Source organism: Natronorubrum thiooxidans (genome assembly GCF_900156475.1).
Lineage (GTDB): Archaea > Halobacteriota > Halobacteria > Halobacteriales > Natrialbaceae > Natronorubrum > Natronorubrum thiooxidans.
This window is the reverse complement of the sequence record NZ_FTNR01000001.1, coordinates 340,012-366,187: the sequence shown is the minus strand read 5'-3', so window position 1 is coordinate 366,187 and position 26,176 is coordinate 340,012. Positions and strand designations below refer to the sequence as shown.

24 protein-coding genes are annotated in these 26,176 nt (G+C 64.0%); 14 read left to right on the top strand and 10 right to left on the bottom strand.

Going from position 1 to position 26,176, the window contains the following annotated elements; all coding sequences use genetic code 11:
• Window positions 1-5: 5 nt before the first annotated feature.
• Window positions 6-713, top strand: coding sequence for a phosphoglycerol geranylgeranyltransferase (locus tag BW940_RS01900; protein WP_076607479.1), 708 nt, complete (start codon window positions 6-8; stop codon window positions 711-713).
• Window positions 714-764: 51 nt separating this feature from the next.
• Here BW940_RS01900 and BW940_RS01895 read toward each other — a convergent pair whose 3' ends face one another.
• From BW940_RS01895 to BW940_RS01885, 3 genes are all read right to left on the bottom strand, one after another.
• Window positions 765-1,655 (bottom strand): ZIP family metal transporter, encoded by an 891-nt coding sequence (locus tag BW940_RS01895; protein ID WP_076607478.1) that lies wholly within the window; start codon window positions 1,653-1,655, stop codon window positions 765-767.
• A gap of 188 nt (window positions 1,656-1,843) precedes the next feature.
• Window positions 1,844-2,614 carry an SIR2 family NAD-dependent protein deacylase gene (locus BW940_RS01890; RefSeq protein ID WP_076607477.1) on the bottom strand — a complete coding sequence of 257 codons (771 nt, stop codon included), beginning with the start codon at window positions 2,612-2,614 and terminating at the stop codon, window positions 1,844-1,846.
• Window positions 2,615-2,721: 107 nt separating this feature from the next.
• Entirely contained in the window at window positions 2,722-3,402 is a 681-nt protein-coding gene (locus BW940_RS01885) for a helix-turn-helix domain-containing protein (RefSeq protein WP_076607476.1), read from the bottom strand.
• Between the two features lie 148 nt (window positions 3,403-3,550).
• Here BW940_RS01885 and BW940_RS01880 point away from each other — a divergent pair, with 148 nt between their 5' ends.
• The 5 genes from BW940_RS01880 (at window position 3,551) to BW940_RS01860 (ending at window position 11,547) form a co-directional block, all read left to right on the top strand.
• Window positions 3,551-4,897, top strand: coding sequence for a cytochrome P450 (locus tag BW940_RS01880; RefSeq protein WP_076607475.1), 1,347 nt, complete (start codon window positions 3,551-3,553; stop codon window positions 4,895-4,897).
• A 145-nt stretch (window positions 4,898-5,042) separates the two neighbouring features.
• Window positions 5,043-6,347 (top strand): aspartate--tRNA(Asn) ligase, encoded by a 1,305-nt coding sequence (gene aspS, locus BW940_RS01875; RefSeq protein ID WP_076607474.1) that lies wholly within the window; start codon window positions 5,043-5,045, stop codon window positions 6,345-6,347.
• A gap of 298 nt (window positions 6,348-6,645) precedes the next feature.
• Complete coding sequence (locus tag BW940_RS01870; RefSeq protein ID WP_076607473.1) at window positions 6,646-7,431, top strand: hypothetical protein; 786 nt, start codon at window positions 6,646-6,648, stop codon at window positions 7,429-7,431.
• A gap of 61 nt (window positions 7,432-7,492) precedes the next feature.
• Window positions 7,493-8,326 (top strand): pantoate kinase, encoded by an 834-nt coding sequence (locus BW940_RS01865; RefSeq protein ID WP_076607472.1) that lies wholly within the window; start codon window positions 7,493-7,495, stop codon window positions 8,324-8,326.
• Window positions 8,327-8,652: 326 nt separating this feature from the next.
• Window positions 8,653-11,547, top strand: coding sequence for a DUF1508 domain-containing protein (locus BW940_RS01860; protein WP_076607471.1), 2,895 nt, complete (start codon window positions 8,653-8,655; stop codon window positions 11,545-11,547).
• Window positions 11,548-11,571: 24 nt separating this feature from the next.
• Here the strand turns inward: BW940_RS01860 and BW940_RS01855 are convergent, their stop codons facing one another.
• The gene (locus BW940_RS01855; protein WP_076607470.1) at window positions 11,572-12,540 is read right to left on the bottom strand and encodes a DUF6176 family protein; all 969 of its coding nucleotides are present in this window, start codon (window positions 12,538-12,540) and stop codon (window positions 11,572-11,574) included.
• An 83-nt stretch (window positions 12,541-12,623) separates the two neighbouring features.
• Between BW940_RS01855 and BW940_RS01850 the strand changes: the two genes are divergently transcribed.
• A complete protein-coding gene (locus BW940_RS01850; protein WP_076607469.1) occupies window positions 12,624-13,271 on the top strand; it encodes a helix-turn-helix domain-containing protein in 648 nt (215 codons plus the stop codon).
• Between the two features lie 4 nt (window positions 13,272-13,275).
• Here BW940_RS01850 and BW940_RS01845 read toward each other — a convergent pair whose 3' ends face one another.
• Complete coding sequence (locus BW940_RS01845) at window positions 13,276-13,974, bottom strand: class I SAM-dependent methyltransferase (protein ID WP_076607468.1); 699 nt, start codon at window positions 13,972-13,974, stop codon at window positions 13,276-13,278.
• A 446-nt stretch (window positions 13,975-14,420) separates the two neighbouring features.
• Here BW940_RS01845 and BW940_RS01840 point away from each other — a divergent pair, with 446 nt between their 5' ends.
• Window positions 14,421-15,200, top strand: coding sequence for a 4-phosphopantoate--beta-alanine ligase (locus BW940_RS01840; RefSeq protein WP_076607467.1), 780 nt, complete (start codon window positions 14,421-14,423; stop codon window positions 15,198-15,200).
• Between the two features lie 18 nt (window positions 15,201-15,218).
• Here the strand turns inward: BW940_RS01840 and BW940_RS01835 are convergent, their stop codons facing one another.
• Window positions 15,219-15,875 (bottom strand): hypothetical protein, encoded by a 657-nt coding sequence (locus tag BW940_RS01835; RefSeq protein ID WP_076607706.1) that lies wholly within the window; start codon window positions 15,873-15,875, stop codon window positions 15,219-15,221.
• A 155-nt stretch (window positions 15,876-16,030) separates the two neighbouring features.
• On the opposite strand from BW940_RS01835, the gene BW940_RS01830 reads away from it, so the two are divergent.
• Both BW940_RS01830 and BW940_RS01825 read left to right on the top strand, forming a co-directional pair.
• A complete protein-coding gene (locus tag BW940_RS01830) occupies window positions 16,031-17,011 on the top strand; it encodes a tyrosine--tRNA ligase (protein WP_076607466.1) in 981 nt (326 codons plus the stop codon).
• Between the two features lie 94 nt (window positions 17,012-17,105).
• The gene (locus BW940_RS01825; protein WP_076607705.1) at window positions 17,106-18,245 is read left to right on the top strand and encodes an acyl-CoA dehydrogenase family protein; all 1,140 of its coding nucleotides are present in this window, start codon (window positions 17,106-17,108) and stop codon (window positions 18,243-18,245) included.
• Between the two features lie 25 nt (window positions 18,246-18,270).
• Here BW940_RS01825 and BW940_RS21655 read toward each other — a convergent pair whose 3' ends face one another.
• The gene (locus BW940_RS21655; RefSeq protein ID WP_173834831.1) at window positions 18,271-18,441 is read right to left on the bottom strand and encodes a hypothetical protein; all 171 of its coding nucleotides are present in this window, start codon (window positions 18,439-18,441) and stop codon (window positions 18,271-18,273) included.
• A 196-nt stretch (window positions 18,442-18,637) separates the two neighbouring features.
• On the opposite strand from BW940_RS21655, the gene BW940_RS01820 reads away from it, so the two are divergent.
• On the top strand, window positions 18,638-19,582 hold the full coding sequence (locus tag BW940_RS01820; protein WP_076607465.1) for a biotin--[acetyl-CoA-carboxylase] ligase: 945 nt from the start codon (window positions 18,638-18,640) through the stop codon (window positions 19,580-19,582).
• Between the two features lie 30 nt (window positions 19,583-19,612).
• Here the strand turns inward: BW940_RS01820 and BW940_RS01815 are convergent, their stop codons facing one another.
• Both BW940_RS01815 and BW940_RS01810 read right to left on the bottom strand, forming a co-directional pair.
• The gene (locus BW940_RS01815; protein WP_076607464.1) at window positions 19,613-20,086 is read right to left on the bottom strand and encodes a universal stress protein; all 474 of its coding nucleotides are present in this window, start codon (window positions 20,084-20,086) and stop codon (window positions 19,613-19,615) included.
• 79 nt (window positions 20,087-20,165) lie between these two features.
• Complete coding sequence (locus BW940_RS01810) at window positions 20,166-21,188, bottom strand: amidohydrolase family protein (RefSeq protein WP_076607463.1); 1,023 nt, start codon at window positions 21,186-21,188, stop codon at window positions 20,166-20,168.
• A 159-nt stretch (window positions 21,189-21,347) separates the two neighbouring features.
• On the opposite strand from BW940_RS01810, the gene BW940_RS01805 reads away from it, so the two are divergent.
• Window positions 21,348-21,794: an SRPBCC domain-containing protein gene (locus tag BW940_RS01805; RefSeq protein WP_076607462.1), complete on the top strand. Its 447-nt coding sequence runs from the start codon at window positions 21,348-21,350 to the stop codon at window positions 21,792-21,794.
• 180 nt (window positions 21,795-21,974) lie between these two features.
• Window positions 21,975-22,583, top strand: coding sequence for a DUF6735 family protein (locus BW940_RS01800; RefSeq protein WP_076607461.1), 609 nt, complete (start codon window positions 21,975-21,977; stop codon window positions 22,581-22,583).
• A 6-nt stretch (window positions 22,584-22,589) separates the two neighbouring features.
• On the opposite strand, the gene BW940_RS01795 is transcribed toward BW940_RS01800, so the two are convergent.
• A complete protein-coding gene (locus BW940_RS01795; RefSeq protein WP_076607460.1) occupies window positions 22,590-24,365 on the bottom strand; it encodes a MutS-related protein in 1,776 nt (591 codons plus the stop codon).
• A 282-nt stretch (window positions 24,366-24,647) separates the two neighbouring features.
• On the opposite strand from BW940_RS01795, the gene purF reads away from it, so the two are divergent.
• The gene (gene purF / locus BW940_RS01790; protein WP_076607704.1) at window positions 24,648-26,120 is read left to right on the top strand and encodes an amidophosphoribosyltransferase; all 1,473 of its coding nucleotides are present in this window, start codon (window positions 24,648-24,650) and stop codon (window positions 26,118-26,120) included.
• Window positions 26,121-26,176: the final 56 nt, after the last annotated feature.

The window sequence follows — 26,176 nt, the reverse complement described above, 5'->3', positions numbered from 1 at the left end:
GCGGTATGACTACCGCCTGCCCCTGGGACGACTGGAACCACATTCTCAAGATCGATCCCGACAAGCAGCTTCCCGAGGGCGTCACCTACGGAGACCTCTGTGCGACCGGCACCGACGCGATCGAGGTCGGCGGCACCATGGGCATCACCGAGGAGAACATGGAGGCCGTCGTCGACGCCTGTGCCGAACACGACGTGCCGCTCTATCAGGAGCCGTCGAATCCCGAGGTCGTCATCGACAACCGGGCGCTCGAGGGGTATCTCATTCCGACGGTGTTCAACGCCGGCTCGCCGTTCTGGATCACGGGCGCACACAAAGAGTGGGTCCGACTCGACGGCGACATGGACTGGGATCGCACGTGGACGGAGGCGTACATCGTCATGAACCCCGAGGCGGACGTCGCGACGTACACCGAAGCTGACTGTGACCTCGATGCTGACGACGTCGCCGCCTACGCGGAGGTCGCCGAACGGATGTTCGGTCAGGAGATCGTCTATCTCGAGTACTCCGGGACATTCGGCGATCCGGACGTTGTCCAGGCTGCAAGCGAGGCGACCGAGGAGTCGACGCTGTTCTACGGCGGCGGCATCCACGACTACGACTCGGCCGCGACGATGGCCCAGTACGCCGACGTCATCGTCGTCGGCGACCTCGCTCACGACGAGGGCGTCGAGGCCGTCCTCGAGACGGTCGAAGCGGCCAACAACGTCTGAACTCGCGGCTATTCTTGCATTCGGGTTCGTGTCCGCTGTCGGATGCCCGACTTAAATGAACAGTAGCGGAACCATCGCTGCGACGCCGGCACCGAAGCCAGCGAGGAGTTCGTAGTGACCACGGTTCGGGAGCGCAGCACCGGTCTCCAGTGCCTCGGGAATAAACTCCGTCGCGACCAGATATACCATCGCGCCGGCGGCGAACCCGAAGCCGAACGGGAGGAACGCCTCGGCCCACGAGACGAACGCGAACGCGATGACCGCGCCGATGGGCTGGGGCAGACTCGAGAAGATCGCCGCGCCGACCATCCGCCATTTCGACAGGCCCATCGCCCGCATCGGGATCGCGATGGCGGTCCCCTCCGGAATGTTGTGGATGGAGATGGCGACCGTCATAAACACCGCGAGCAGCGGGATCGTGAACCCGAGGATCGGGGTACCGCCGTCCAGCCCGAGTTCGGCGAACGAAACGCCGACCGCGACGCCCTCCGGGAAACTGTGCACCGTGAGGATGCCGAGGATGAGAACGAGCGTTTTCAGGTCGCCCTGAGCGAACGCCTTGGCCTCGAGCGCGTGCTCGTCGTGGTCGTGACCGACGCCGTCAGTGCGGAGTTCATCCCCGGTCGCACCGTGGTCGTGTTCGCGGTCGTCGTGAAGGTCGACGCCGTCGAGCACCTTGTCGGAGACGATCACCAGTGCGACGCCCGTGACGAGGCCGCCGACCAGCAGCGTTGGAAAGCCGTCCGTGGCGTAGGCCAGCCCTTCGTCGACGAGCCCAAAGACTGACACCGCGACCATGATCCCGGACGCGATGCCCCACAGCGCCACGTTCCACCGATCACTGAAATCGTCGACGAAGAAGAACGGGATCGCCCCAAGTCCCGTCGCGATCGCGGTGACGAGGCCCGCGACGAACACCAGCACGTAGTTTTCCATGTTCATCTACGACTTGTGGGTACAAGGTAAAAAGCTTTTCAGACTGAAAAAGAATTATTTGGCCAACCGAAAAATACAGCGTGAGGTTGGAATATATTTTGGCTGACTGAACCCGGTTGGGATCTCCACTCCTCTCCGCGACAACCCGAAGTCGGAACGGTTGATCGGTCTCGATACTGGTTCGCGAACCGATATCACTCCGCAAGCAGGTCGCGAAGCCGCGGCAACACAGCTGTCACGTCCTCTTGACAGACGACGTCGGCCGTCGAGTCGACCGGTGTCGGCTCGAGGTTGACGATGCCGACGGTCGTCTCTGGCGACGCCGCGAGTCGGGGCAGCGACGCGGCGGGTTCGACCACCAGCGACGAGCCAATCGCGAGGAAGACGTCGCTTTCGCGGGCGAGTGCTCGAGCGCGCTGGATGACCGCCCCCGGAAGCTGTTCGCCAAAGAGGACGACGTCGGGTTTGTAGACGCCGCCACAGTCACAGGTCGGCGGCAACTCGCCGTCGGCAGCGCGTTCGAAAACCGGATCGCAGTCGGTACGACGCCCGCAGTCGGGACAGTGCACGCGCCGAGCGTTGCCGTGGAGTTCGAGCAGCGTCGTCTCACTCGAGTCGCTCGAAACCGAGTCGGCGGCATCCGCATGCAGCCCATCCGTGTTCTGGGTCAAAATTGCTTCGAGGTGTTCCTTACGCCCCATCGCAGCCAGCGCCTCGTGGGCTACGTTGGGTTCGAACTCGCCGTCGAACATCACCCGCTGCAACTCGAGGCGATCCGCCCAGAACCCCTCCGGATCGCGCTGAAAGCGCCCGTAGGTGAACTGGCCCTCGTCGAAGTGCTCCCAGACGCCGTTGTCGCCGCGGAAGGTTGGGACGCCGGAGGGTGCAGAAATCCCTGCGCCGGTGAACGCAACCACAGTGTCTGCACGCCCGATGTCGGCGGCGAGTCGCTCGAGGTCGTCCATACCGGGCGATTATCGGTGTAGAGTGAAAACGGGACTGGTGCCAGCCAGCGCAGGCTCGGACGGCTGATCGGCGTCAGCGACTGGCTCGAATCGAGCCATCGTCCGAGTCAGTGATCCTGCGACTGGATCGACGCGGCGTAGGCGCTCGCGAACGCCGACTCGATGCGCTGGAGGTGTTCAGCGACGGTTCCCGTCGCGCAGTCGAGTTGGTCGGCGAGGTCGCGCTGTGTCGTCTCCCGTGGCACCTCGTAGTAGCCCTCCGCGAGCGCCAGCTCGAAGACCGCTCGCTGGCGCTCGGTGAGCGTCGCAAACTGCTGATCTGCCTGCGGGCGGTAGCTACCGAGTCGGTGGAGTTCGAGGGTGACGCCATCGGGCAGATCCGTGGCTGCCTGTTCGATCGCCCAGCTCGTCCCGACCACCGTCAACTCGAGCCCGCGATCGGTCTCGGTTTCGACGGCCGTGATCGGCCAGTCGACGACAATCTCGCGCTGGTCGAGGATCGAGAGGAGGTCGCCGACGAGTCCGATGGTGCGCCACTGGACGTAGGCGACGCCCCGGTCGTCATCGCCGACGAGGTCGTATTCGATCGCCTCGGACGAATCCTCGAGTAACGTCCGCGCCCGCTCGAGGTCGCCACGCAGGTCGAGCAGTTCGACGTATCGGCCGTCGTGGATGGGATTGACGTAGCGGATCGATTCGAGGGAAACCGTGTCGTCGGTACCGAAGACGTCGGGGATCGGGTTCTCGTGGCTGTGGTCCCACGAGAGCGTCACCGTCGCGGCTCTCATCTCGACACCCGGCGTCGCGTATGTGTCGCTGGGGTTCGTTTGCTCGAATCAGTTTGCATGCCAGGAGACGAGGCCGGGTCGTAATTAAGCGTGCCGAGGATGCTCGGCCGTAGACATAGGTGGTTCGCGTCCCTCAAAACGAGTTGTAATGAGCAGCGACACCCCCGCGATCCGTAACGAGCAGCCGCCTGGTCCCAGTGGACTGCCGCTTCTTGGCAACCAACTCGCCTTTCTCCGCGATCCGTACGGCTTCATGACAGACACGGCCAAAGAGTACGGCGACATCGCCCAGTGGGAGGACCCCGGTGGTCCCGTCTACCAGCTCAACCACCCCGACTACATCGAACAGGTACTCGTCCAGAACAACCAGCACTACGTCAAAGGTGAGCGGTTCCAGTCTATTCTCGGACCGGTCACAGGCAACGGCATCCTGAACAGCGAGGGCGCAGTCTGGCGGCAAAATCGCCACCTCATCCAGCCCGCGTTCCACCCCAACCGGATCCAGGAATATGCCTCGATGATGACCGAGTTCACCGAGGCGGCCCTCGAGGAGTGGGACGACGGCCAGACCCGGCTGTTCCACGAGGACATGATGGAGGTGACGCTGAAGATCGTCGCTCGAGCGCTGTTCGGGGTGGATATCGATGACTACGTCGACACCGTCGGCGACGCGCTTGAGGAGTTCATGCTGGCGAGCGAGAGCCTCTCGCATCTGGTCCTCCCGCCGAAAGTTCCAACGCCCTCCCGACGGCGAATCCAGCGCGCACGCGAGGACCTCGACGCCGTCGTCTACCGATTGATCGACAAGCGGCGGGCGAACCCTACAGATGAGGACGTCATCTCGAAACTCCTCGAGATGAGCGACGAGGAAGGGGCCACGCTCTCGGACGAGCAGATCAGAGACGAGGTCGTGACGCTGTTGCTCGCCGGCCACGAGACGACGGCGCTCTCGCTGACGTTTACGGCGTATCTCCTCGCGACCAACCCGGCTGCCGAGCAGCGACTCGTCGAGGAACTCGAGGAGGTACTCGACGGTGAGACGCCAACGATGGCGGACCTTTCGGAGCTGACGTACACGGAGCAGGTCGTCAAAGAGTCGATGCGCCTCTACCCGCCGGTGCCGGGAATCGTCCGCGAGCCGGTCAAGCCGGACGTCATCGGCGGCTACGAGATCCAGCCGGGATCGACGGTCCGGATGCACCAGTGGGTGGTCCACCGCGATCCGCGCTGGTACGACGACCCGCTCGCGTTCCGGCCCGAGCGCTGGACCGACGAGATGGAGTCCAATCTCCCGAAACTCGCCTACTTCCCGTTCGCGGCGGGGCCGCGCCGGTGTATCGGTGACCGGTTTGCGATGCTCGAGGCCCGACTCATGCTCGCGACGATCTACCAGAACTATCACCTCGAACTCGTCCCCGGAACGGACCTCGATCTGATGGCGACGATCACCGCGCGCCCGAAACACGAGATTCCGATGACTGTCCACGAGCGCTGAAACCGCCGGACAGTCGCGGCTCACAGCCATTTTATTGACCGTCCGCTCCCTCGTCTATCTCGCATCGCGTCGATACTCGGTCTCGAGCGCACTCGGCCGGCACAGAACGATTGCGCTTAAGTTCCGGCGACGGGAACCGAGTGGTATGCAGGACAGAATCCATACTGCTGACGCCGAGCCGGGCGACGACGTAACGGTCGCCGGCTGGGTGCACGAAATCCGCGACCTCGGTGGCATTGCCTTCTTGATTCTCCGGGACAGCACGGGCAAGATCCAGATCAAGTTCGAAAAAGACGAGATGGACGAGGAGCTCGTCGACACCGGCCTCGGCGTCTCTCGAGAGAGTGTCGTCTCGGTCTCGGGCGCCGTCGAAGAGGAGCCGCGCGCGCCGACGGGCGTCGAGATCACGCCCGAAAGCGTCGAGATCGTCGCGCCAGCCGACCCCGAACTGCCGCTTGACCCCTCGGGGAAGGTCGACGCTGACCTCTCGACGCGACTCGACAACCGCACGCTCGACCTCCGAAAAGACGACGTGCAGGCCGTCTTCGAGATCCGTTCGGAGATCCTGCGTGCCGTCCGCGAGCAGTTCCGCGAGTTCTCCTGTACGGAGATCACCACGCCGAAGATCGTCGCCACGGGGACTGAAGGCGGCACCGAACTCTTCCCGATCACCTACTTCGGCGAGGAGGCCTTCATGAACCAGTCACCACAGCTGTTCAAGCAGCTGATTGCCGGCTCGAACGTCGAGCGCGTCTTCGAGATCGGCCCGATCTTCCGCGCCGAGGAACACAACACGCCGCGACACCTGAACGAGGCGACCTCGATCGACTTCGAGGGCGCGTTCTGCGACCAGAACGACGCCATGGACGTCGTCGAAGGCGTCGTCAAAGCCGCCTACGAAGCCATCGCCGAGAACTGCGCCGACGAACTCGAGGCACTCGGCCTCGAAGACGAGTTCGAGGTGCCCGAGGAGGCGTTCCCACGCATCAGCTACGAGGAGGCCATCGAGCGCATCAACGCGACGGGCGAACTCGACGAGCAACTCGTCTGGGGCGACGACCTGCCGACCGAGGGCGAGAAAGCACTCGGCGACGACGTCGGCGGCCACTACTTCATCACCGACTGGCCAAGCGAGATCAAGCCGTTCTACATCAAAGACCACGATGACGACGACCAGCTCTCGACGGGCTTCGACCTGATGCACCCGCGGATGGAACTCGTCTCCGGCGGCCAGCGCGAACACCGCCACGAGAAGCTCATCGAAGGCTTCGAACAGCAAGGGCTCGACCCCGAGCAGTTCGAGTACTACACAAAGATGTTCAAATACGGCATGCCGCCCCACGCCGGCTTCGGCCTCGGTGGCGAGCGCCTGATCATGACAATCCTCGGACTGGACAACATTCGAGAGGCTGTTCTCTTCCCGCGAGATCGTCAACGTCTGAGCCCGTAGGACGAAGACGTTGAGAGCTAGCAAGGCGTCCGAAGGACGTCTTGCGAGATCGCCAGCGACTGAGCCCATAGGGCGAAGTCTCTGGGAGCCAGCGAGACGGTCGCGTGCGAACGCCTCGCCGGACCGGCAGCGTCTGAGCCCGTAACCGGGCTCGCCGTTTGCTGACGACTCGAGTCGACCACGAACCCCGAATTCTCACGATTGGGGAACGGTCCGCTATTGCTACCACTCCTCCGACCGTATCGACCGCCAGTGGCCGGTGTCTCGGTTTGCGAGGGTCGTCCGCTCGAGGAACACGATGAAAGACAAACGCACAATCGTCATTGGACTCGTGGCGCTGGTTGTTGTCGCTGCGCTCGTGATCGGCGGGCTCGCCCTCCTCTCCGACTCACTTGCAGAGGACAGCTACACGAGCGAGTACAGCTACGACGTCGAGGTGTCGACAAACGGGACGTTGACGAACGCAACGGTGCTCGTCCCGGTGCCGATCGCCGACGGCGAAGTCTCCGTCACGGGCGCGCTCGAGGACGGCGACTACTATGCCCAGCCCGAGGCGTTCTCGAGTCGGCTCGTCGAGACTGACCGCGGCCCGATGCTCGAGGTGACCGTCGACGAGTTCGTCGTCGAACCCGAGTACTACCGGGTCGTCGAGGACGGCGACCTGGGTCGAACGGAGCCGATCACGGCCGAGGAGTATGATCCGGACGATCCCGACATGTTCGTCCGCGACCGCGAGCAGTACGAACTACACCTCCGACTCGAGAGCGACGACCCCATCGAGACACGTGACCCAGTCGGGATCGAGCCGGTGCTCGAGCCACGCACCGACGTCACCGAGACGACGTGTCTCGACGGAACAGACCGCTGTCTCGAGTACGCGAGCGTCGTCTACGCCGAGTACGACGCCGATCCGTCTACCGAGGTTTCGATCCGGGTCACCCACCGCGGCGAGAACTCGTGGTGGGTGGGCGGCTGGAACGGCAACCGGTACACGGACGAGTTGACCGTCGATCTCACCGGCCCGCAGGCGGACTGGGTCGCCGTCTCCGGCGGCCTCGAGGCGGAGCAGGGCTCGTATCGGTAACGGGTGACTGAATCTATGTCGAATCTTCACTGTTATATCGCCGCGGTCGCAAGGGTCCCCAATGCGTGAGGAGGCGACCGCGTTCGTACCGGGGCATATCACGGGCTTTTTCAGCGCCCACCCAGCCGAGGATCCGACGATAGCGGGCTCTCGCGGGGCCGGGCTGACGCTTACCAATGGCGTCGAAGTCACAGTCGAACCGGCAGCTAGCGGGGAGTCGACGATCGTCCTCGACGGCGAGGAACTCGAGATCGATCCCGTCGACACCGTTCTCGAGACACTCGAGACGCCGGCCCGCGTCGTGGCCAAGTCGGAACTGCCACTCGGGTCGGGCTTTGGCGTCTCGGGTGCGATGGCGCTTGGCACCGCGCTCGCGGCCAACTGCGTGTTCGAACGCAAACTCTCGCGAAACGAACTCGTCACGATCGCTCACGGGGCCGAAGTGCAGGCTGGAACTGGACTGGGCGACGTGGTCGCACAGGCCCATGGCGGCGTTCCGATCCGCCTCGAGCCCGGTGGGCCACAGGAGAACAAACTCGATGCGATTCCCGAGCGAGCGCGCGTAGAGTACGTTTCGTTCGGCGAACTCTCGACGGCGGAGGTCCTTTCCGGTGAGACCGACCAGCTGTCGGCGGCCGGGAAACAGGCGCTGTCCCGTGTCGTCGAGGAGCCGACGCTGTTGTCGTTCATGTACGCCTCCCGGCTGTTCGCCCGCGAGGCAGGGCTGTTGACCGACGAGGTTGCAGCGACGATCACGGACGTTGCAGACGCTGGGGGGCAAGCCTCGATGGCGATGCTCGGCGAGACTGTCTTCGCCCTCGGAACGGGCCTGTCGGACGCTGGCTACGAGCCGACCGTCTGTGCGACCCATCCGGCGGGTGCACTGTTGAAATAAATTACATCCGTCGATCTTTGCAGCGATCTGACCGGTTTGGTTTCGAATCGCCTGACAGTGTCGTGAGACTCCGTTTCGTCGTCGCTTAACTAACTCTTGACTGCCCATGCCGTTCGGCAGTATCGATCCCATCCCAGAAACAGGGTCTCTGTTCCGTCTCGAGCGGTGTTTCTCGAGCTGGTAGTGTCCCCACGATCAACCGTTAGGTCGTGTTAGGCGACTAGTCTTCGCTGCGTAACAGCCATAGTTTAACGAACATATCTAGAATTTGTACCGTGGCCGGAACTTTATTATGATGTATTTCAGTTATCGAGTCAAGTTCACGAATGTCCTCACTAAGTGAAATTCATCACAAGCTGTTTCGACTGTACGAACACTACGTCGGTGAACCCGACTCGAGCACGGACGTCTACGGCTACTGGGTGTTCATCGTGGGCTACATCCTCGGTGCGGCAGGAGTGGCCGTGTTCGTCGTCGGCTACGCGGGGAGTGCGGACTCCTATACGCTAATCAGGGGCTCAGGGGTGACAGCGGCGGCGGGCCTCGCGCTCTGTCTGTTCGGGATCGTGTTGATGCTCCCGGTTCGCAGGATCGGGATCTATGCGAGCGTGCTGGGGCTGGTCGTTGCGCTCTCCGGCGTCGTCTTTTTCGGCTGGGCGTATCCGTACAACTGGCGGGAACTCGGTGTCGACTACAGCGTGCAGGTCATTACCGTCTATACGCTCGGTGTCGGACTCATCGCAGGCGTCACCGCCCTCGTCCCCATTCTGACGGGCCGGAAAGGGATGTTCGTCGACGAAGAAGGCACAACCGACGATCCAGCTATTCTGACTGGTGATGCGATAGAGGGCGCACAGTTCGCTGTCTTCCGCGACGAACACGGCGACTGGAAGTGGCATGTCCTGCATCTAGAAGCGCTCGCAGCGAGCAACGAAAGTGCCGTTACGCGACCCGATGCGACCCAGAGCATCGAACGCGTGCAATCCCAGATCAGTTCTGCGGGTCTGATGGAGTTGACCACCTCTGCGTTCCGACTCTACGAGGATCGTGATGGGACGTGGCAGTGGACCCTCGCCCGCGACGACGGCAGCGTCGTCGGTGCCAGTGCCGGCGAGTTCACCGAGCGAGACGACGCCGAAGGGTCGGTGAGCTTCCTGAAAGACCGCGGCCCCAACGCGGACGTCATCGAGATCGACGGTGCCGCGTTCACCTACGCCGAGCGCCGGGATCAGTGGTACTGGCAACTGGTCGACGACGACCGAACCCCACTGGCCGCAAGCGAGACGGGACACGAAACCCAGTCACGAGCGGAGGACGCCGCCCAGACGTTCGTCGATCGATTCGGCCATGCGAGCCTGCTCGATATCGAACACGTCGGGGTCGAACTCGTCGAGCGACTCGAGGGCTGGACGTGGCGGCTCGTCGACGACGGCGACGACGTCGTTGCCACCTGCTCGGAGACGTTCGAGAGTCGACGCGATGCCGAGGCGGCTGCCGAGACGTTGCTCCCCGCACTTGAGTCGGCGTCGGTGACCGTTGCGGGCGAGCCAGCCTACGAACTGTACGACGCGGGCGACCAGCGGCGCTGGCGGCTCGTCGACGAGACCGAGCACGTCGTCGCGCGGAGTCCCCACGAGACGACGGCAGACGCAGCCGTCGAGCGCAGTGCCGACCAGTTCGCCGAGCACGCACTCGAGGCCGACATCGTCGAAATCGAGGACGCGGAGTACGAAGTCTACCCGGACGACCACGCCGCCACAGCGGCCGCCGAACCCAACGACGACCTCCCGGTGACGGCTGACGAGCCCGCAGCGACACCGGACGGCGGCACCACACTCGAGTACGACGACGACACCGGCTCCGACTGGCACTGGCGGCTCGTCACCGACGACCGCGAGGTGGTCGCTGCAAGCACCGAGCCCCATCCCGACGCCGACACGGCGACCGAGGCGATCCAGCGGGTTCGCGAGCAAGCCAGCGAGGCCGAACTCATCGAGTTCGAACACGCGGCGTTTCAGGTCTACGAGGCCGACTCCGGCGAGTGGCGCTGGCGACTCATCGACGAGGACGGCAACGTCTTGGCCGACAGCGGCGATGAACACACGTCGCGTGGAGAGGCCGCAGAGACGATGATGACGCTCAAAGAGCAGGCCCCCGACGCCGAGTTGCTCGAGATCGAGACGGCTGCGTTCGAGTTGTTCGTCGACGAAGACGACGGCTGGGGCTGGCGACTCATCGACGAGGGCGGCCAACTCGTCGCCGAAGGTCCCGAGACCCATTCGACTCGCGGGGCCGCCCGACAGGCGATGAACCGGCTGCTCGAGCATCTCGATGCCGACGTTCGGACGATGGATCGGGCAGTGTTCCAGACGTACGCCGACGACGATTGGCACTGGCGGTTTGTGCTGCCATCGGGCGAGGTCGTCGCGGATGACGCGATGGCACATCCGACCCGCGACGAACTCGTCGACGGCATCGACGACGTTCGCGAGTCGGCTGCTCGCGCGTCCAGTCACACCATCGGCGACGTCACCGTACAACTGTACGAAAGCGGCGACTGGCACTGGCGGCTGCTCGATCGCGACCGCGAGGAGATTGCTGACTCGACCGTCTCCTACGGCGACCGCGACGCCGCGATGAACACCGCCGAGACGCTACAGGCACGCGCCAGTGACGCGCCGATCTTCGCGATCGAAGACGCTGCGATCCGACTGGACCGAACCGACGACTGGACATGGGAACTCGTCGACCGCGATCGCGAGGTGATCGCAAGCGCAGTTGCCTCTCTTTCGACGAAAGACGCCGTGCGATCGGCCATCGAGGACGTTCGCCAGCTCGCGCCGATGGCCGGCCGGGTCGATTTCGATATCGCCTCGTTCGAACTCGTTGCCGACGACGAGGACCACTGGCGCTGGCGGCTCATCGACGAGGACGGGCAGACGGTCGCCACCGGCACCGAAACGCACGCCTCGAGCGAGGCCGCACGCGCTGCCCTCGAGAACGTTCGGACCCTGATCGAGGACGCGAGCATTCTCGAGATCGATAGCGTCTCCTTCGAACTCCACACCGCAGCGGACGGCTGGGTGTGGCGGCTGGTCGACGAACACGGCTCGACGATGGCTGAGAGCACACAGACCTACGAGAGCCGTACAGCGGCCCGCGAGGCGATGAACGACGTGAAATCGCAGGCTCCCGACGGCTGGATCACGTTCACGGAATAAGGCTCGACCTCGAGCCCGAACCGTTCACCGTTTTTGCCTGTTTTCCGTTTCGAGACAGTCACCGACTCGCCGGGGGCGGTCCGGGTCGATTGCGTGTGCCAGCAGTTCGAACTCAGTTTCGAGCGGGTACTCGAGGATGCACGCCGGATTCTCGAGCAGTCGGCCCATCAGGTGTTCGGCAACCCGAGCGACCGGATTCCAGGTATCGTAGTAGGCGTCGTACACCTGCTGCATCTCGTCGGCTTCCATGTACTGGTACAGCGTGTAGCCGTTGCGCCGGTCGAGAACGATCGATTCCGTATACATCCGCTCTTGTTCGAGCATCTCGGCGCTCCAAGATTCAAGTCGGTCGAGCGTTCGCTCACCGGAGATCACCTGCTGGGTCAGGCGTTCGAACCAGTCTGCGAGCCGTTCCGGAAGACCGGGCTTGAGACGCATCCGTACCAGTTCGACATCGACGGCTGGCTGGGTGGAAGCAGCCGAATCCTCGAGAGAGCGTCCGGTCCTGTTTTGACCGGGGTCGGTCGTGCGCGGTCGCCCTGGATGCACGGCGTGGACAAGCAGCGTCCGTTCGTCCGGGTGGTCGACTGGCTCGAGCGCGTCGTGATCGACGGGAAACGCGCTCGCCACTGTCGACCGTGGATCGTCCCACTCGTCGACGACCGCGCGTGGGAGTTCGACGTACCAGACGAGTTCGGGGGTAGCCTCGCTCCGGTTGATAAAAAGTGACGCCGTACTCGCCTCCTCGAATCCAAGCACGCGGTTCGGATCGACTCCGAGACACGTCCGTGAGACCTCGTTTTTGATCGTCTCGACATGACCGGGGTCGATCCGTCGACTGACGAGAACGGCGGTCGCGTGACGTTCCGTGATGATCGTCCCCTCGTCAGGCGAGCGCTCGATTCGAGACCGATATCGAGCGGACACACCAGCGAGGCCCGCACCGAGCAGGAGGCCACTCCAGCACAACCGTCGGAGTCGTTGACTGTCCATATTCAGACTCGTACTGGGTGCGCCCTCGGGATACTCCCGATAGCTATCGGGGATTTAAGTTCTCACCTCCGGATTCTCGAGCCATGAAATCGATGCGAATCGAACTCCGCTACACGGCGGCAGCGATCCCCCCACTACACGAGGGGATCTGTACCTCACCGGACCTCGAACGGGAGATTATCGTCGGCGGGCAGGCTGTCGATGGCGTCGAAACGATCACGTCCTTTGTCTACGGCGATCCCGAGGCCTACGAACCGCTGTTAGACGACCTTGAGGCGGTTCTCGAGTACGAGATAACGCCAGCCGACGACGGCTTCTTTCTCTATCTTCGTCGTGATCTCGGGCCGGATGGGCTGTCGCTGTTGAACGCGCTCGCACAGGACACCGTCGTGGTCGTCCCGCCGATCGAGATCCGATCCGACCGCACGATTCGACTGACGCTTGTCGGGCATTCGTCGGCGCTCACCGCCGTTATGGCGGAGATTCCCGACGGAATGAAACACGACGTGCGCTGGCTCAGTCAGGCGATTACGACCACCGACACGGCGGTTTCCGATCGACAACTGGCCGCACTACAGGCCGCCTGGGACGTCGGCTTCTACGAGGTGCCGCGCGAAGGTGGCATCGAGGCCGTCGCCGACGAACTCGAGTGTGCCGTCTCGACGGCGTCAGCACTCGTCCGGCGCGGCGAAGCGAACGCGGTCGAACGCGTGCTCGAGCGCGGCCCGTAGGCCACTAGCTCTCTTTTTCGCAGACGACAGTGTAGAGAGTCCCGGCTAACGAACTGTCGACGAGTTCGTGGGTGTCGAAGACAGTTGCGAGCGCATCCACGACGTCGTCGTCGGGGTTCCAGTTCGCATACCAGCGAAGGAACCGCCACAGCAGCGGGTTCAGGACACGAGCGGGGCCGTCAGGGACCGGTCGAACATCGACGACCACGAACGTCGTGTCGGAGACCAGCGACTGGGAGACGGTTTCGGCGGCACGGCGGATGTCAGGCATGACGGACAACGAAAGCGTCGCGATCGCCGCATCGAAGGGGTCGTCGAACGCGGCCGTCGTCGCGTCGGCGCGGCGAACCTCGACGTTCTCCCAGCCGTGATTCTCGATTCGCGCCCGTGCCTTTGCGATCATCTCCGGGCTGTAGTCGACGGCGACGAGTTCGCCCTGCTCGCCGACCTCGCCGCGAACCCGCTCGAAGTTGACGCCCGGCCCACAGCCGATCTCGAGAACGCGATCGCCCGGCTGCAACTCGATTCGATCGATGGCCGCCTCGCGCAGCGGCTCGAGGTCGGTCTCGCTCATCGTGTAGTAGTCACTCCAGCGGTCCCAGACGGTTCGACTACGCTCGAGATGGGCCGCATACTGGCTGTCGCCCGGGTCGCGTGTCTCGTTCGCCGGCGCGTGTTCTCGATCGGGAGTCTCTGTGGCCATAGTTGCAGTTGGCTCGAGAGCGGCGAGTACCTCATCACGAACTGTATCGGGAATTTATATTCCTCTCGAGGATAGCAGTAGACAGTATCACGATTTCTGTATTCAGAACGATACCTGTGAATCAGGCAGTTCGGTAACTACGTCTGCAGACCGAACTTTTGCGCTGCGGGCGCGACGGAGTCGCGCCCTCGGCAAAACTTCGATGAAAAGCACTCCTCCCTCCCCTACGGGTCGGTCGTCGGCCCGCTCGCTCCTTTCAGTCGCTCGCGGTGAGTGCACACTGCTCCGCCTGTACTTACCACGGGTTTCACGAGCAACTCTAAATAAAGAAACCGTATAACCAACTACCGGTCGGATCGATTCCGACCACCGCAGTCCCACGGCCCACGGGAGTCGATCGTCGAGCGATCGGGCCGTTTTTTATCGACCGAAACCAGTGATCGATCGTGACCGATTACGACACCGTCTCAGCCGACGTCGAACACGAAGAGGAGATTCCGAAGGACCATCCCAGATACCAGGACCTGCTCACCCGCCACCGAATCGAAAAGGGTGTCGAGAAGGGGATCACCCATTTGCAGGGGATGCACGCCGAGGGTCGGGGGAGCGCGTTCGACTACCTGCTGGGCGAAGCGACGATCTCCAGCGCGGAGGAAGCCGAACGCGTCGCGGCAGCCCACCTCCTGCTGGCCGACCACCCTGTGCTCTCGATCAACGGCAACGTGGCGGCACTGGTTCCCGGCGAGATGGTCGAACTGGCCGAAGCCACGGGCGCTGACCTCGAGATCAACCTCTTCAATCGCACACCCGAGCGGATCGAAGCCATCGCGGACCACCTCCGCGAGCACGGTGCTGAAGACGTCAAGGGCCTCGAGGCCGACGCCCGAATTCCGAACTTGGATCACCAGCGCGCGAAAGTGGACGAAGACGGCATCTACGCGGCCGACGTCGTCGTGGTGCCACTCGAGGATGGCGATCGTGCGGAGGCGCTCAACGAGATGGACAAAACCGAGATCGTTATCGACCTCAATCCGCTCTCGCGGTCGCCACAGGTCGCGGACGTCCCGATCGTGGACAACATCATCCGTGCTGTGCCGAACATGACCGAGCATGCCCGGGTGTTGGCCGACGAAGACGAGGCCGAACTGCGATCGATTATTGACGAGTTCGATCGTGAGGCGGCACTCGAGCAGGCAGAGGACCGAATTCGATCGGGCGAGCTGTGAGTGAGCGACGGCAGCTGATTAGAACTCGTCCGTGATCGTCGGCGAGACGGCGTCCCGTTTTCCGTCGCGGTCAATAATTCTGTTCTTGTCCCCGTCGAGCACAGGGAGCCGGGATCTGAGCGCTGTCAGGCGTTCTTCGATCTGATAGTACGACACCGAGAGATACTCGCTCGCGCGCCGTGATAGCGAGTCGTCGATCTCGTACGCGATGCCACTCGAGCCGTTGAGTCGCTCGTCGCCAGCATCGACGAGCCAGCGGCGGGCCAGTTCGACACCTTTCTCGGCGTCGTAGCCGCGTGCGACGTAGTGGTTGTACGGATGGCGGATCCAGGAACACTCCCAGTGGGCGTAGACGTCGACTTTCTCGGCGTCCTCGAGTTCGTGGAGAACAATATGAAGCTGGTTGTCAGCAAGCGGGGACGCACGCCAGACCCACGACCCTTCGGCGGTGTTGCCGTCCATCCGAACCTTCAGCGACGCGATGGGGTTGCGCGAAAAGCCCAGTCGCTCGAGAATCGCTTCGATCGTTTCCTCCGAACAGTGGGCGGTCAGGGCGTACTCGTCGACCGTGGTGTGGCTGACGGCGTAGCCGTCGAAGCTGCCCTTGAACAGGTAGTGGAGCTGTGGAATAACCGTTCGGCGGACGGCGTTGACGGCGTCTTCTCGATAACCCATGTGATCGACTGGGATACGGCTGCCCGCGGAAAGTGTGTTCGGCAGGCATTCGCCACGAGGCGAGAACGAGTGCCGCCGATCGCCGTCGCCGTTGTGGTCGCTCGCTCGAGGATCTTTCATCGACTATAAATTCCTGCTCCGGTTTCAGTCCACATATGGATACGTACGACCTGATTATGCGAAACGCCGAGGAGGTCGTCACCGACGAGGAGGTACGCGAGCTTGCCGCCGATCCTGACGGTAAGCGCGTCTACGTCGGCTACGAACCCTCCGGCGTGCTCCATCTCGGGCACCTGCTGACGGCGAACAAACTCATCGACCTCCAGGAGGCGGGTCTGGAGATCGTCGTCTTGCTCGCGGACGTCCACGCCTACCTGAACGGGAAAGGTACATTCGAGGAGATCCGTGAGACCGCCGAACAGATGAAAGCCCAGTTCGTCGCCTACGGCCTCGAGGAGGAGAACACCGAGTTCGTCTACGGCTCGTCGTTCCAACTCGACGAGGACTACACCCTCGACCTGCACGAACTCGAGCTGTCGACGACGATGAACCGCGCCCAGCGCGCGATGGCCGAACTGCAAAGCGGCGAGACCGCGAAGGTCAGCCACCTTGTCTACCCGCTGATGCAGACCTTAGACATCGAGTACCTCGACCTCGACCTCGCCGTTGGCGGCTTAGACCAGCGGAAGGTCCACATGCTCGCCCGCGAGGAACTGCCGGACCTGGGCTACGACGCCCGACCCTGTCTACACACCCCCATCGTCGCCGACCTCACCACCGGCGAGGGGAAGATGTCCTCGAGCGAGGGCGTGACGATCTCGATGGAGGACTCCACGGAGGAACTCGAGGAGAAGGTCAACTCGGCCTTTTGTCCGCCGACCCGAGACCCGGAGGACGACCTCGAGAACCCCGTGCTCGAACTGTTCGAGTACCACGTCTTCCCGCGGTTCGAGGAGGTCGTCGTCGAACGGCCCGAGAAGTACGGCGGCAACCTCACCTACGAGGACTACGAGACCCTGGCCGAGGACCTCGAGTCCGGCGAACTCCACCCCGCCGACGCGAAGGGGACGCTTGCGACCTACCTCGACGAACTGATCGCGCCGGGCCGCAAGAAGCTGCGCGAACTGCGGAACTGATCGGCACAGCGGTCCTGTCACGGCTCTTTGTTCCACTCGCCTCGTGGCGAATCCCGTCGATGCGTTGACGATGGTGGCACTCGAGTATCGTGACATGTCCTACCAACTCACGGCAGAACACGAGGCGATCCGCGACGCGGTTCGCGAGTTCGGAACCGAAGAGATCCGGCCGATCGCCGCCGAGTACGAACGCGAGCAGCGCTATCCCGATGGGCTGCTTGCGGACGCAGCCGACCTCGACCTCGTCGCACCGCACGTGCCGGCCGAATACGGCGGCGCGGGCATGGACGCGATCGCGACGGCGATCGTGACCGAGGAACTGTGGCGGGCCGATCCTGGCGTCGGCGGCTCGATCTCTGCGGCCGACTTCGGCACCGGAATGCTCCTCGAGTACGGCGACGAGTGGATGTGCGAGGAGTGGCTTCCGACGGTGACGGCGGGCCAGACACCGATCGCGACCGGCATTTCGGAGCCGGCACACGGCTCGAACGTGGCCGGAATGGAAACTCGAGCCACCGAAGACGGCGACGAGTGGGTCATCAACGGGCAGAAGATGTGGATCACGAACGGCACCGTCGCAGACGTCGCGATCGTCATGGCCAAGACGTCACCCGAGGCGAGTCACAGCGGGATCACCGCCTTTCTCACCCCGACCGACGTCGACGGCTACGAGGCGACACAGATTACGAACAAACTGGGGATCAAAGCCCAAGACACCGCCGAAATCGTCCTCGACGACCTTCGGGTCCCCGCCGAAAATATCGTCGGCGAGGTCGACCGCGGCTTTTACCAACTGATGGACTTCTTCCCACCTGCTCGAGTCGACGTCGCCGCGCAGGCAACTGGGGTGGCACAGGCCGCCCTCGAGGAAGCCATCGCCTACGCTACGGATCGCGAGCAGTTCGATCGATCGATCGCGGAGTTTCAGGCCATCCAGCACACGATCGCCGAGATGGCCACGACCGTCGAGGCGGCGCGATCGCTTGCGTATCGAGCGGCGGCGAGCCTCGAGTCAGGCGACGGCGACAACGCGACGAGACTGGCCTCGATGGCGAAACTCTTCGCGAGCGAACGTGCCGTCGAGGTGACCGACGACGCGTTGCAAGTTCACGGGGGCGCGGGCTACGTCTCCGACCACCCGGTCGAGCGGTTCTATCGGGACGCGCGGATCACGAAAATCTACGACGGAACGAGCGAGATTCAAAAGAACATCATCGCTGACCAGTTGCTGTAGCGGACCCGTCCCGAAAAAATCGCGGTCAGAACTCGACCGCGCCGATCCACGGCTCGTCACCGCAGTACCGACACTCGAAGCTCGTCTCGTACGCCTCGCACCGTTCGTGGACGTCTCGACCACACGTGTTGCAGTGGACACTCTCGTCGTCCCCGATACGCGTGTTGCAGACCGTACAGGTCGTTCCGATTTTCATGCTCCTTGGGGTCACACCTCTCGTTCAGTTACACCTCCGCCAACCATCGGCAAAAGCCTAGGGAATCGTAAACGAACGAACCTATTTTTTGTACGATCAGTCGGCATGGCTGCCCCTGCGTCCCGAGACGAGCGCGATCCCAGCCGGTCGGCGACGATCCCGCCGATTGAAGTACGAGCGTCCCCCTTTCGAGCCCATGACCACGAACGAGACACGACGCGCGATTCTCGAGGCGCTTGCAGACGGGCCGGTCTCGGGACCGGAGTTGGCCGAGTCACTGGACGTCTCGCGAGCGGCGATCTGGAAGCAGATCGACGGGCTTCGCGACGCCGGATTCGAGATCGAGAGCGGGCCAACCGGCTACGAATTGGTCGCTGTCACGGCCTACACCGGCCCCACGGTCGAGTATGGACTCGAGGCCCCGTTTTCGGTCGAGTACCACGACTCGGTCGGAAGCACCAACGCTCGAGCGCGCGAGTTGGCGACCGAGGGGGCGGCAGACGTGGCCGTCCTCGCGGACGAACAGACCGGCGGGCGCGGCCGACTCGAGCGCGCGTGGTCGGCTCCCTCGGGTGGCGTCTGGGTCAGCGTCCTCACCCGGCCCGAGATCACGCCGGCACAAGCGCCGTTGTATACGCTCGCGGCGTCGGTCGCGATGGCGCGGGCGATTCGTGAGGCCGGCGTCGACGCCCGAATCAAGTGGCCGAACGACGTGGTCATCCCGGTCGGTGAGGACGGCGACTACCGGAAGATCGCAGGGATTCTCACCGAGATGGAAGGCGAAACGGACCGCGTCGAGTGGATCGCCGTTGGGATGGGGATCAACGCGAACATCGACGCCGAGAGTCTCCCCGAGGGGGCGACGACGATCCGTGATGAGGCTGGCGACGTCGACCGGCGGCTGTTCGTCCAGCGAGTGTTAGAGGAGTTCGACGCCTATCGGAACGACCTCGAGTCGGTCGTGCCGGCCTGGCGCGACCTCGCGTTGACGCTTGGCCAGCGGGTCCGAATCGATCGAGCCGCGGGCGATATCGTCGGCGAGGCAGTCGACGTCACGGCCTCGGGCGCGCTCGTGATCGACACTGATGAAGGCGAACAGATAGTTTCGGCGGGCGACTGTGAACACCTGCGTCCCGTTTGATCGCTGGCTGGATACGCCCTCTCGTGACAGTCACTCGAGGGCTGCGTGTTGTTCCGACTGATCCTCGTTGCTCCCCGGATCGACATGGACCGTCAACACCGGCACCGGTGCCTGCCGGACGACGCGTTCGGTGACGCTGCCGAGCAGGAGGCGATCGATCCCGCCGCGGCCGTGGGTCCCCATCACGACGAGATCACACGCCCCCGGCTGGGCCTGATCGATGATGGTGCGACTCGGCGTCCCCTCGAGAATCATCGTCTCAAGCTCGATATCGTCTGGTGCGAGCTCCTCGACTCGACGGAGGGCGGCCTCGCCTTCGTCCCGAAGCGCACCGCTGATTCCTTCCAGCGCACTTTCCATGGGGAGGCTCCCGTAGCCGGCGACGTTGACCACGTAGATCGCCCGAACCGTCGCGTCGTGTGCGCGCGCCAGCTCGAAGGCGTGCTCGAGGGCCCGCTCGACTTCCGGCGATCCGTCGGTCGGAACGAGGATACAGTCGTACATACGGTGTATGCTAGCGTACGGCAGAAAAATATAATAGCGTTGCTGTGTCGATCCGACACGCAGCTGTCTTTCCCCGCCGTCAGATCCCGAAGCAGACCTCCTCGACATCGCTGACGCCGGCCCGTCGAACCACGGCTCGAACCGGGTCCCGCACGCCCGCGAGGTTTGGCGAATCGCCATCGAGCACCAGCAACCGGGCCTCCCGTCCCGGCTCGATGAGCCCGTACTCGAGATCGGCAATCTCGGCCCCGTGTATCGTCGCCATGCGAAGGATCTCCGCGGCCGGTAGATCGGAGAATTTGGCGAGAAACTCCATCTCCCGGAACATCGAGGGGGAGTTGAGCATCACGTTGTCCGTCCCGAGTGCGAGCGTCGTCCGCTCGTTTAATTCCGCGTAGGGAGAGAGGCCGACGTCCGTGACGAGGTTCGAACGCGGGCAGACGACAATCGGGATCTCGCTGTCGGCGAGCCGGTCGAGATGAACGGATTCGGGGTGGACCATGTGCACGAGAAAGTCCGGCTCGAGGTCGAGCGCCGGGTGGATGTCGCTCGCGTCGACCTCGCCGGCGTGGATCCCGAACGGTTTGCCGGCGCGGCGGGTCGCCCGCCGCTCCCGATCGAAGGTGTCGTCGTTCGCGCCGCTCGCGCCGAACCCATCGCCCGCTGCCATCGCCTCGACGGAGCCGCGGGCGAACGATCGGGCGTCGATCTCGAGTCCAGATGCAGCCTCCTCGAGCATGCGAACACCCGCAACGTCATTCTCGCGGAAATCGAGACAGGCCGCGGTGCCGGCTCGTTGCATGAACTCGAGAGATGTGCGCATCCCAGCGACCAGTTCTTCACGCGAGGCCTCCCGGAGCAGACGGTGTTTCAGCCCGTCCGGCGGCGCGACCAGTTCCTCGAGTGAAAGACCGCCACCCGCCTCTTTGGCGATCGAGTCGCCGATGTGGGTGTGGGCGTTGACGAACGCCGGCAGGATGATGTTCGAACTGTCGGCTGCCGTTTCTTCAATCGCCTCGATCCGCCCGTCGTCGTCGATCACGACCCGTCCCTCGACGGGCTCGAACTCACGACCCCGGAGGATCGTCCCCGTTCGTTCCATACCACTGTCTTCGTCGTGTGTGCCTTCAACGGTTCGGCGTCGACTGCTCACGTCTTCGCCACTGGCAGCGGCTCGCCGCCAGTTGTCGTCTGCACACTCCCTACCGTCCCAGTCATGACACCGACACTGGGATGATACTCAAGAGCGTGACTTGCTAGCATGAATCAGATCGAAGTGTTCGAAGAGATCGACGCCCCGCCCGACGTCGTCTGGGACGTCCTCCTCGAGTTCGAGAGCTACCCCGAGTGGAACCCGTTCGTCCGCGCGATCGAGGGTGAGCCGACCGAGGGTGAACAGCTTCGGATCCGGATCGAACCGCCCGGCGCTCGAGGAATGACGGTCAACCCGGAGGTCGTCGCCGTCGAGGAGCATCGCCGGCTCGTCTGGCTTGGCCGACTCGTCGTCCCGTTCGTCTTTGACGGCTACCACGAGTTCCATCTCGAGCCGATCAACAACGGCGAGCGAACGCGGCTACTCCACCGCGAGACGGTCCGCGGCGCGCTCGTACCGCTGTTGTTCGATCGGGACGCACTCGAGGCAGGGTTCGCGGTGATGAACGCCGCCGTAAAACAACGCGCCGAAGCGCGGGTTGAACTGGCGAACTAGCGAGCTGCCCCGCCGAGTCCCGGCTGGTGGCGCTAGATTACGGTTCGACCCGCGCCGGCAACCGGTCCGCAGGTTCAAGTACGGACGGGCGACCAGCACCAGCGATGGCACGCCAGACTACGATCCGTCGTCGCTCGAGGGACACACACAGCCGTTCGGTGCGTTCGAGGCAGGGTGCCGATGGGACATAGAGCGCTTGTCGCCTACCGACGGCCGGATCGACTCTACGACCTGCGGTACAGCCACTGGGGCGGCGAGGACGTCGCCCTCGGCGAGCGGATCAGCGACGAGACACCGCTCGCTGCCGGCGCGATCGATGCCACCCTGCTCGCGGATTCGGTCGCTCGAGAGCGCATCCTGACGGACTTTCTCGACCCCTGTATCCACGAGGCGCTGTATCTCGTCGCCCCCGATGCCGACTACGACGTCACCGCCTACCGCGTCTGCTGGCTCGAGTGGGGCGACGGCCGCGATGGCGGCCGCGGAGCGATCATCGCCGTCGACAGCGACGCCGCCGACCGGCGCGTGCGAACGTGGTTTCGCGCGACCAAGACGGCCCTCGCCGATCTCATCGAGATGGGCGCGCTCTCGCGGCGTGCGGCACAGGCGTATCTCGAGTCCCGGGTCTGTGCGGACGAGGACGGAACGGTCTACACCTACACCAGAGCCGAATCGGGGTCGGACGACTCGTACACGCCGACGCCGGACAGCTGGCTCGAGGACGACATGCATCGGGACACAGACGCTGAGGACGGCGACAGGGGAACGGACGACGAGAATGGAGACTAACCCACACTACTCGTCGTCCCAGTGGACGTCAGCCAGCGTCTGCTGGACGACGTCGCTCCCGACTGCCTCCGCGAGCGTCTCGAAGCCCGCTTGCTCGCTCCGGTCGTCGGCGTTCGCGATGAGTCTCGAGACGATGAACTCCGGCGTCGATCGCCCGACGGTGTCAAACCGGGGTTGGTAGTCGACCAGTAGCTCCAGCTCGGAGTCCAGTCCCTCCGCAAAGATGCCGTCGACGCGTGCGGTCGCCGGCAACGGCGCTAAGTCGTCGGCCAGATGGGTGACGAAAACGCCGAGAGCGTCCTGATCGACGGCGAGTTGGACGAGCCCGTGCAGTAGCTCCGCCGCGCTGCCGGGTTCGGTGATCGCCTCGAACTCGTCGACCAGCATCAGGGTGCGCCCGCCGGCCGACAGTGGCGGCACGATCGAGCGCAACGTCGACTCGAGGACGCCTGCGTTGAAACTCGCGTGTCTGCGGTGGAAGACGAGCGACTCGACGGGCGGTACCTCGGCCCGCTCGGCAGGGACGGGGATCCCCATCATCGCGAGCAAGACGACCTGACACAGCGTCTCGAGCAGCGTCGTCTTCCCGCCGCTGTTGGCTCCGGTGAGGACGGCGACGCGTTCCGTGTCGGGAACCGCGTTGACGCCGTCGGGAACGCGCTCGATCCCGTGTTCGCCCAGCGCGTAGGTGACCGGCTGGACCGATTCGGCCGCGTCGTGTGCGGCGAGCGTGAGGTTTCGGGCGTCGACGACGGAGACTGCAGCGCCGGGTTCGGTGACAAACCGCGGTCGCGTGCAGTCGTAGGCGAGTGCAAACCGCGCAAGCGAGAGCGACAGGGCGATGTCGTCAACCGCCGTGACAGCTTGATCGACGGCCGCACGGGAGGCGTCGAGGGTTGCCTCGAGGTCGCTGGCAACGGTTTCCTCGCGCTCGTCGATCGCCGCGGTGAGATCGGCGCGGAGGGTTCGGAGGGTGGTTCTGATGAAATCCGTCGCGTCGGCCGCGTCGGTCGCCATCGCTTCCCGAACCCGGTCGACCGTGACTGCCGTCTCGGTCAGCAGGTGCTCCTCGATGGCCTCGCGGAACTGCCCGACGTCACGCACGCCATCCGAGCGAAGTTCCGCGAGCAGGTCGGATGCGTTGGCGTCGATATCCTCGATCGCCCCTAGCGTCTTCCGGAGCCGGTCGAGTTCCCTGTCTGCGCCCTCGTTGACGCGGCCGTCGTCGAGGGCGGCAAGTGCGCGTGCCGCGTCGGTCAGTCGCGCCCGCTCGAGGTCGGCGACCGCTGCGAACGTCCCGGAATCGACGCCGGACTCGAGTAAGGCGAGTGCGGCCTCGACGGCGGCGTGTTCGCTCCCATTGCGCTCGTCGTAGCGTTTGTAGGCGGTGAGGACGGTTTCGCGGTCGTCGTCGGCGAGTGCCGCCCAGGCGTCGCGAGCCGCGAGGACGTCGTCCAGCCGATCGTCCATGGCCTCGCGGCTCGAAAGCGGCGTGAGCACCCTGATGCGGTCGGCTGCACGTTCCGTAACGGCGTGTTCGACCACGATCTCGAGCAGTTCCTTATACGCCGCGCGGGCGTCGCTCGTTGCCAGCGTGTCCATCCCGCCGCTGCCCGTCGCCCGGCGGAGGATCCGTGTCGCTCGCCCGCGGGCGAGCCCGGCGTCCGAGAGGGTGCGCACGTCGCCGCTCTCGATCGCCTCGATCGCCCGTTCGCTGCCCAGTTGTTCGACTAACGTCGCGCTCGTCTTCGGACCGACCCCCCAGTACTCCTCGAGTCGCATACACAGAGACTCGAGGCAACGGTCTTGAACACGTGGGGATTTGCGTTGCCACCAGGTGTGGTTCTGTCCCGTCGGCGACTTGTAGGGCGATCGAGTCACATGGGGGCTCACGACATGGGAACCGAGTGCCGTCGCCCGGATATCGACAGAGTATGCACAAACATGGATAGTAACGAAGTTCGGTGGGTAGCTGAAAAGCACAAACACGGGGATTTTTATCGACTGGGAGCCCTACTGACTTCCATGACTGATGGGCGGGGCGAAACTCCCCGGCGAACAGGGATGACCGAAAAGTGTGGCGTCGTCGGCGTCTCACTGGACGGTCGAGACGCGGCACGACCGTTGTACTATGCGCTCTATGCACTCCAGCACCGCGGCCAGGAGTCCGCTGGAATCATTACCCACGACGGGTTCCAGCAACACAGCCACGTCGATATGGGGCTCGTGGGCGACGTCTTCGATGAAAGGGACCTCGACACGCTCAACGGGTGGGCGGGGATCGGCCACGTCCGGTATCCGACGGCCGGCTCCGTCGACTCCTCGTGTGCCCAGCCGTTTTCGGTGTCGTTCAAAAGCGGCTCGCTCGGGCTCAGCCACAACGGCAACCTCGTCAACGCCGACGAGATCCGCGAGGAACTCGCGGCGGTGGGCCACGCCTTTACCAGCGACGGCGACACCGAGGTCATCGCCCACGACCTCGCGCGCAACTTGCTCGAGGAAGACCTCGTCCGCGCGGTCAAGCGAACAATGGGGCGGATCCACGGCTCGTATGCGCTGACGATTAGCCACGACGACACCGTCCTCGGGGTCCGGGACCCGCAGGGGAACCGACCGCTGTGTATCGGTAAAATCGATGATGGCTACATTCTCGCCTCGGAATCGGCGGCGATCGATACACTCGACGGCGAACTCGTCCGTGACGTTCGGCCGGGCGAACTGGTCGTCCTGCAGGAAAACGGCGCTGGATACGACTCGTATCAGCTCGTCGAAAACAAGAACACGGCCCATTGCTTTTTCGAACACGTGTACTTCGCCCGCCCGGACAGCGTCATCGACGAGACGTTAGTCTACGAAGCACGCCGGAACCTGGGTCGCAAGCTCTGGGAGGAAAGCGGTGTCGAGACCGACGTCGTGATGCCGGTTCCCGACTCCGGACGGGCGTTCGCCTCGGGCTATGCCGACGCGGCGACGGAGACGACGGCCGACGGCGACCTTCGAGACGAGGACGACGACGGCGTCGAGTTCGCAGAAGGGCTGATGAAAAACCGCTACGTCGGCCGGACGTTCATCATGCCGACACAAGACGAGCGCGAACGCGCGGTTCGGCTGAAGCTCAATCCGATCAAATCCACCATCGAGGGCAAGACCGTCACGGTCATCGACGACAGCATCGTCCGCGGGACCACCTCGACACAGCTAGTCCAGTTGCTCAAAGACTGTGGGGCCGAAGAGGTCCACGTCAGAATCGGTGCCCCGGAGATCGTCGCGCCGTGTTACATGGGGATCGACATGGCGACCCGCGAGGAACTGATCGCCTCAGATAAGACGACCGAGGAGATTCGTGACACCATCGCCGCCGACAGCCTCGCGTACCTCTCGACCGATTCCGTCGCCGAGGTCCTCGGCAAGGAGCGTATCGACCTCTGTCTCGGCTGTGTCACCGGGGAGTACCCCTACGATATCGACGGCGAGGAAACCGACCGCGACGTTCGCCGGCCGGATCTCGGCGGGCAGCCGTTACAGGCCGACGACTAAGACACGCAGCAGCCGATTTTTCTGTTTCCGCTGGCTCGAGGGACCCACTCGAGGGA

What these genes read in the sequence shown, in the direction of transcription:
- BW940_RS01900 (WP_076607479.1), top strand. Translation starts at nt 6, where the DNA reads ATGACTACCGCCTGCCCCTGGGACGACTGGAACCACATTCTCAAGATC.
- BW940_RS01895 (WP_076607478.1), bottom strand. Translation starts at nt 1,655, where the DNA reads ATGAACATGGAAAACTACGTGCTGGTGTTCGTCGCGGGCCTCGTCACC.
- BW940_RS01890 (WP_076607477.1), bottom strand. Translation starts at nt 2,614, where the DNA reads ATGGACGACCTCGAGCGACTCGCCGCCGACATCGGGCGTGCAGACACT.
- BW940_RS01885 (WP_076607476.1), bottom strand. Translation starts at nt 3,402, where the DNA reads ATGAGAGCCGCGACGGTGACGCTCTCGTGGGACCACAGCCACGAGAAC.
- BW940_RS01880 (WP_076607475.1), top strand. Translation starts at nt 3,551, where the DNA reads ATGAGCAGCGACACCCCCGCGATCCGTAACGAGCAGCCGCCTGGTCCC.
- aspS (WP_076607474.1), top strand. Translation starts at nt 5,043, where the DNA reads ATGCAGGACAGAATCCATACTGCTGACGCCGAGCCGGGCGACGACGTA.
- BW940_RS01870 (WP_076607473.1), top strand. Translation starts at nt 6,646, where the DNA reads ATGAAAGACAAACGCACAATCGTCATTGGACTCGTGGCGCTGGTTGTT.
- BW940_RS01865 (WP_076607472.1), top strand. Translation starts at nt 7,493, where the DNA reads ATGCGTGAGGAGGCGACCGCGTTCGTACCGGGGCATATCACGGGCTTT.
- BW940_RS01860 (WP_076607471.1), top strand. Translation starts at nt 8,653, where the DNA reads ATGTCCTCACTAAGTGAAATTCATCACAAGCTGTTTCGACTGTACGAA.
- BW940_RS01855 (WP_076607470.1), bottom strand. Translation starts at nt 12,540, where the DNA reads ATGGACAGTCAACGACTCCGACGGTTGTGCTGGAGTGGCCTCCTGCTC.
- BW940_RS01850 (WP_076607469.1), top strand. Translation starts at nt 12,624, where the DNA reads ATGAAATCGATGCGAATCGAACTCCGCTACACGGCGGCAGCGATCCCC.
- BW940_RS01845 (WP_076607468.1), bottom strand. Translation starts at nt 13,974, where the DNA reads ATGGCCACAGAGACTCCCGATCGAGAACACGCGCCGGCGAACGAGACA.
- BW940_RS01835 (WP_076607706.1), bottom strand. Translation starts at nt 15,875, where the DNA reads ATGGGTTATCGAGAAGACGCCGTCAACGCCGTCCGCCGAACGGTTATT.
- BW940_RS01830 (WP_076607466.1), top strand. Translation starts at nt 16,031, where the DNA reads ATGGATACGTACGACCTGATTATGCGAAACGCCGAGGAGGTCGTCACC.
- BW940_RS01825 (WP_076607705.1), top strand. Translation starts at nt 17,106, where the DNA reads ATGTCCTACCAACTCACGGCAGAACACGAGGCGATCCGCGACGCGGTT.
- BW940_RS21655 (WP_173834831.1), bottom strand. Translation starts at nt 18,441, where the DNA reads ATGAAAATCGGAACGACCTGTACGGTCTGCAACACGCGTATCGGGGAC.
- BW940_RS01820 (WP_076607465.1), top strand. Translation starts at nt 18,638, where the DNA reads ATGACCACGAACGAGACACGACGCGCGATTCTCGAGGCGCTTGCAGAC.
- BW940_RS01815 (WP_076607464.1), bottom strand. Translation starts at nt 20,086, where the DNA reads ATGTACGACTGTATCCTCGTTCCGACCGACGGATCGCCGGAAGTCGAG.
- BW940_RS01810 (WP_076607463.1), bottom strand. Translation starts at nt 21,188, where the DNA reads ATGGAACGAACGGGGACGATCCTCCGGGGTCGTGAGTTCGAGCCCGTC.
- BW940_RS01805 (WP_076607462.1), top strand. Translation starts at nt 21,348, where the DNA reads ATGAATCAGATCGAAGTGTTCGAAGAGATCGACGCCCCGCCCGACGTC.
- BW940_RS01800 (WP_076607461.1), top strand. Translation starts at nt 21,975, where the DNA reads ATGGGACATAGAGCGCTTGTCGCCTACCGACGGCCGGATCGACTCTAC.
- BW940_RS01795 (WP_076607460.1), bottom strand. Translation starts at nt 24,365, where the DNA reads ATGCGACTCGAGGAGTACTGGGGGGTCGGTCCGAAGACGAGCGCGACG.
- purF (WP_076607704.1), top strand. Translation starts at nt 24,648, where the DNA reads ATGACCGAAAAGTGTGGCGTCGTCGGCGTCTCACTGGACGGTCGAGAC.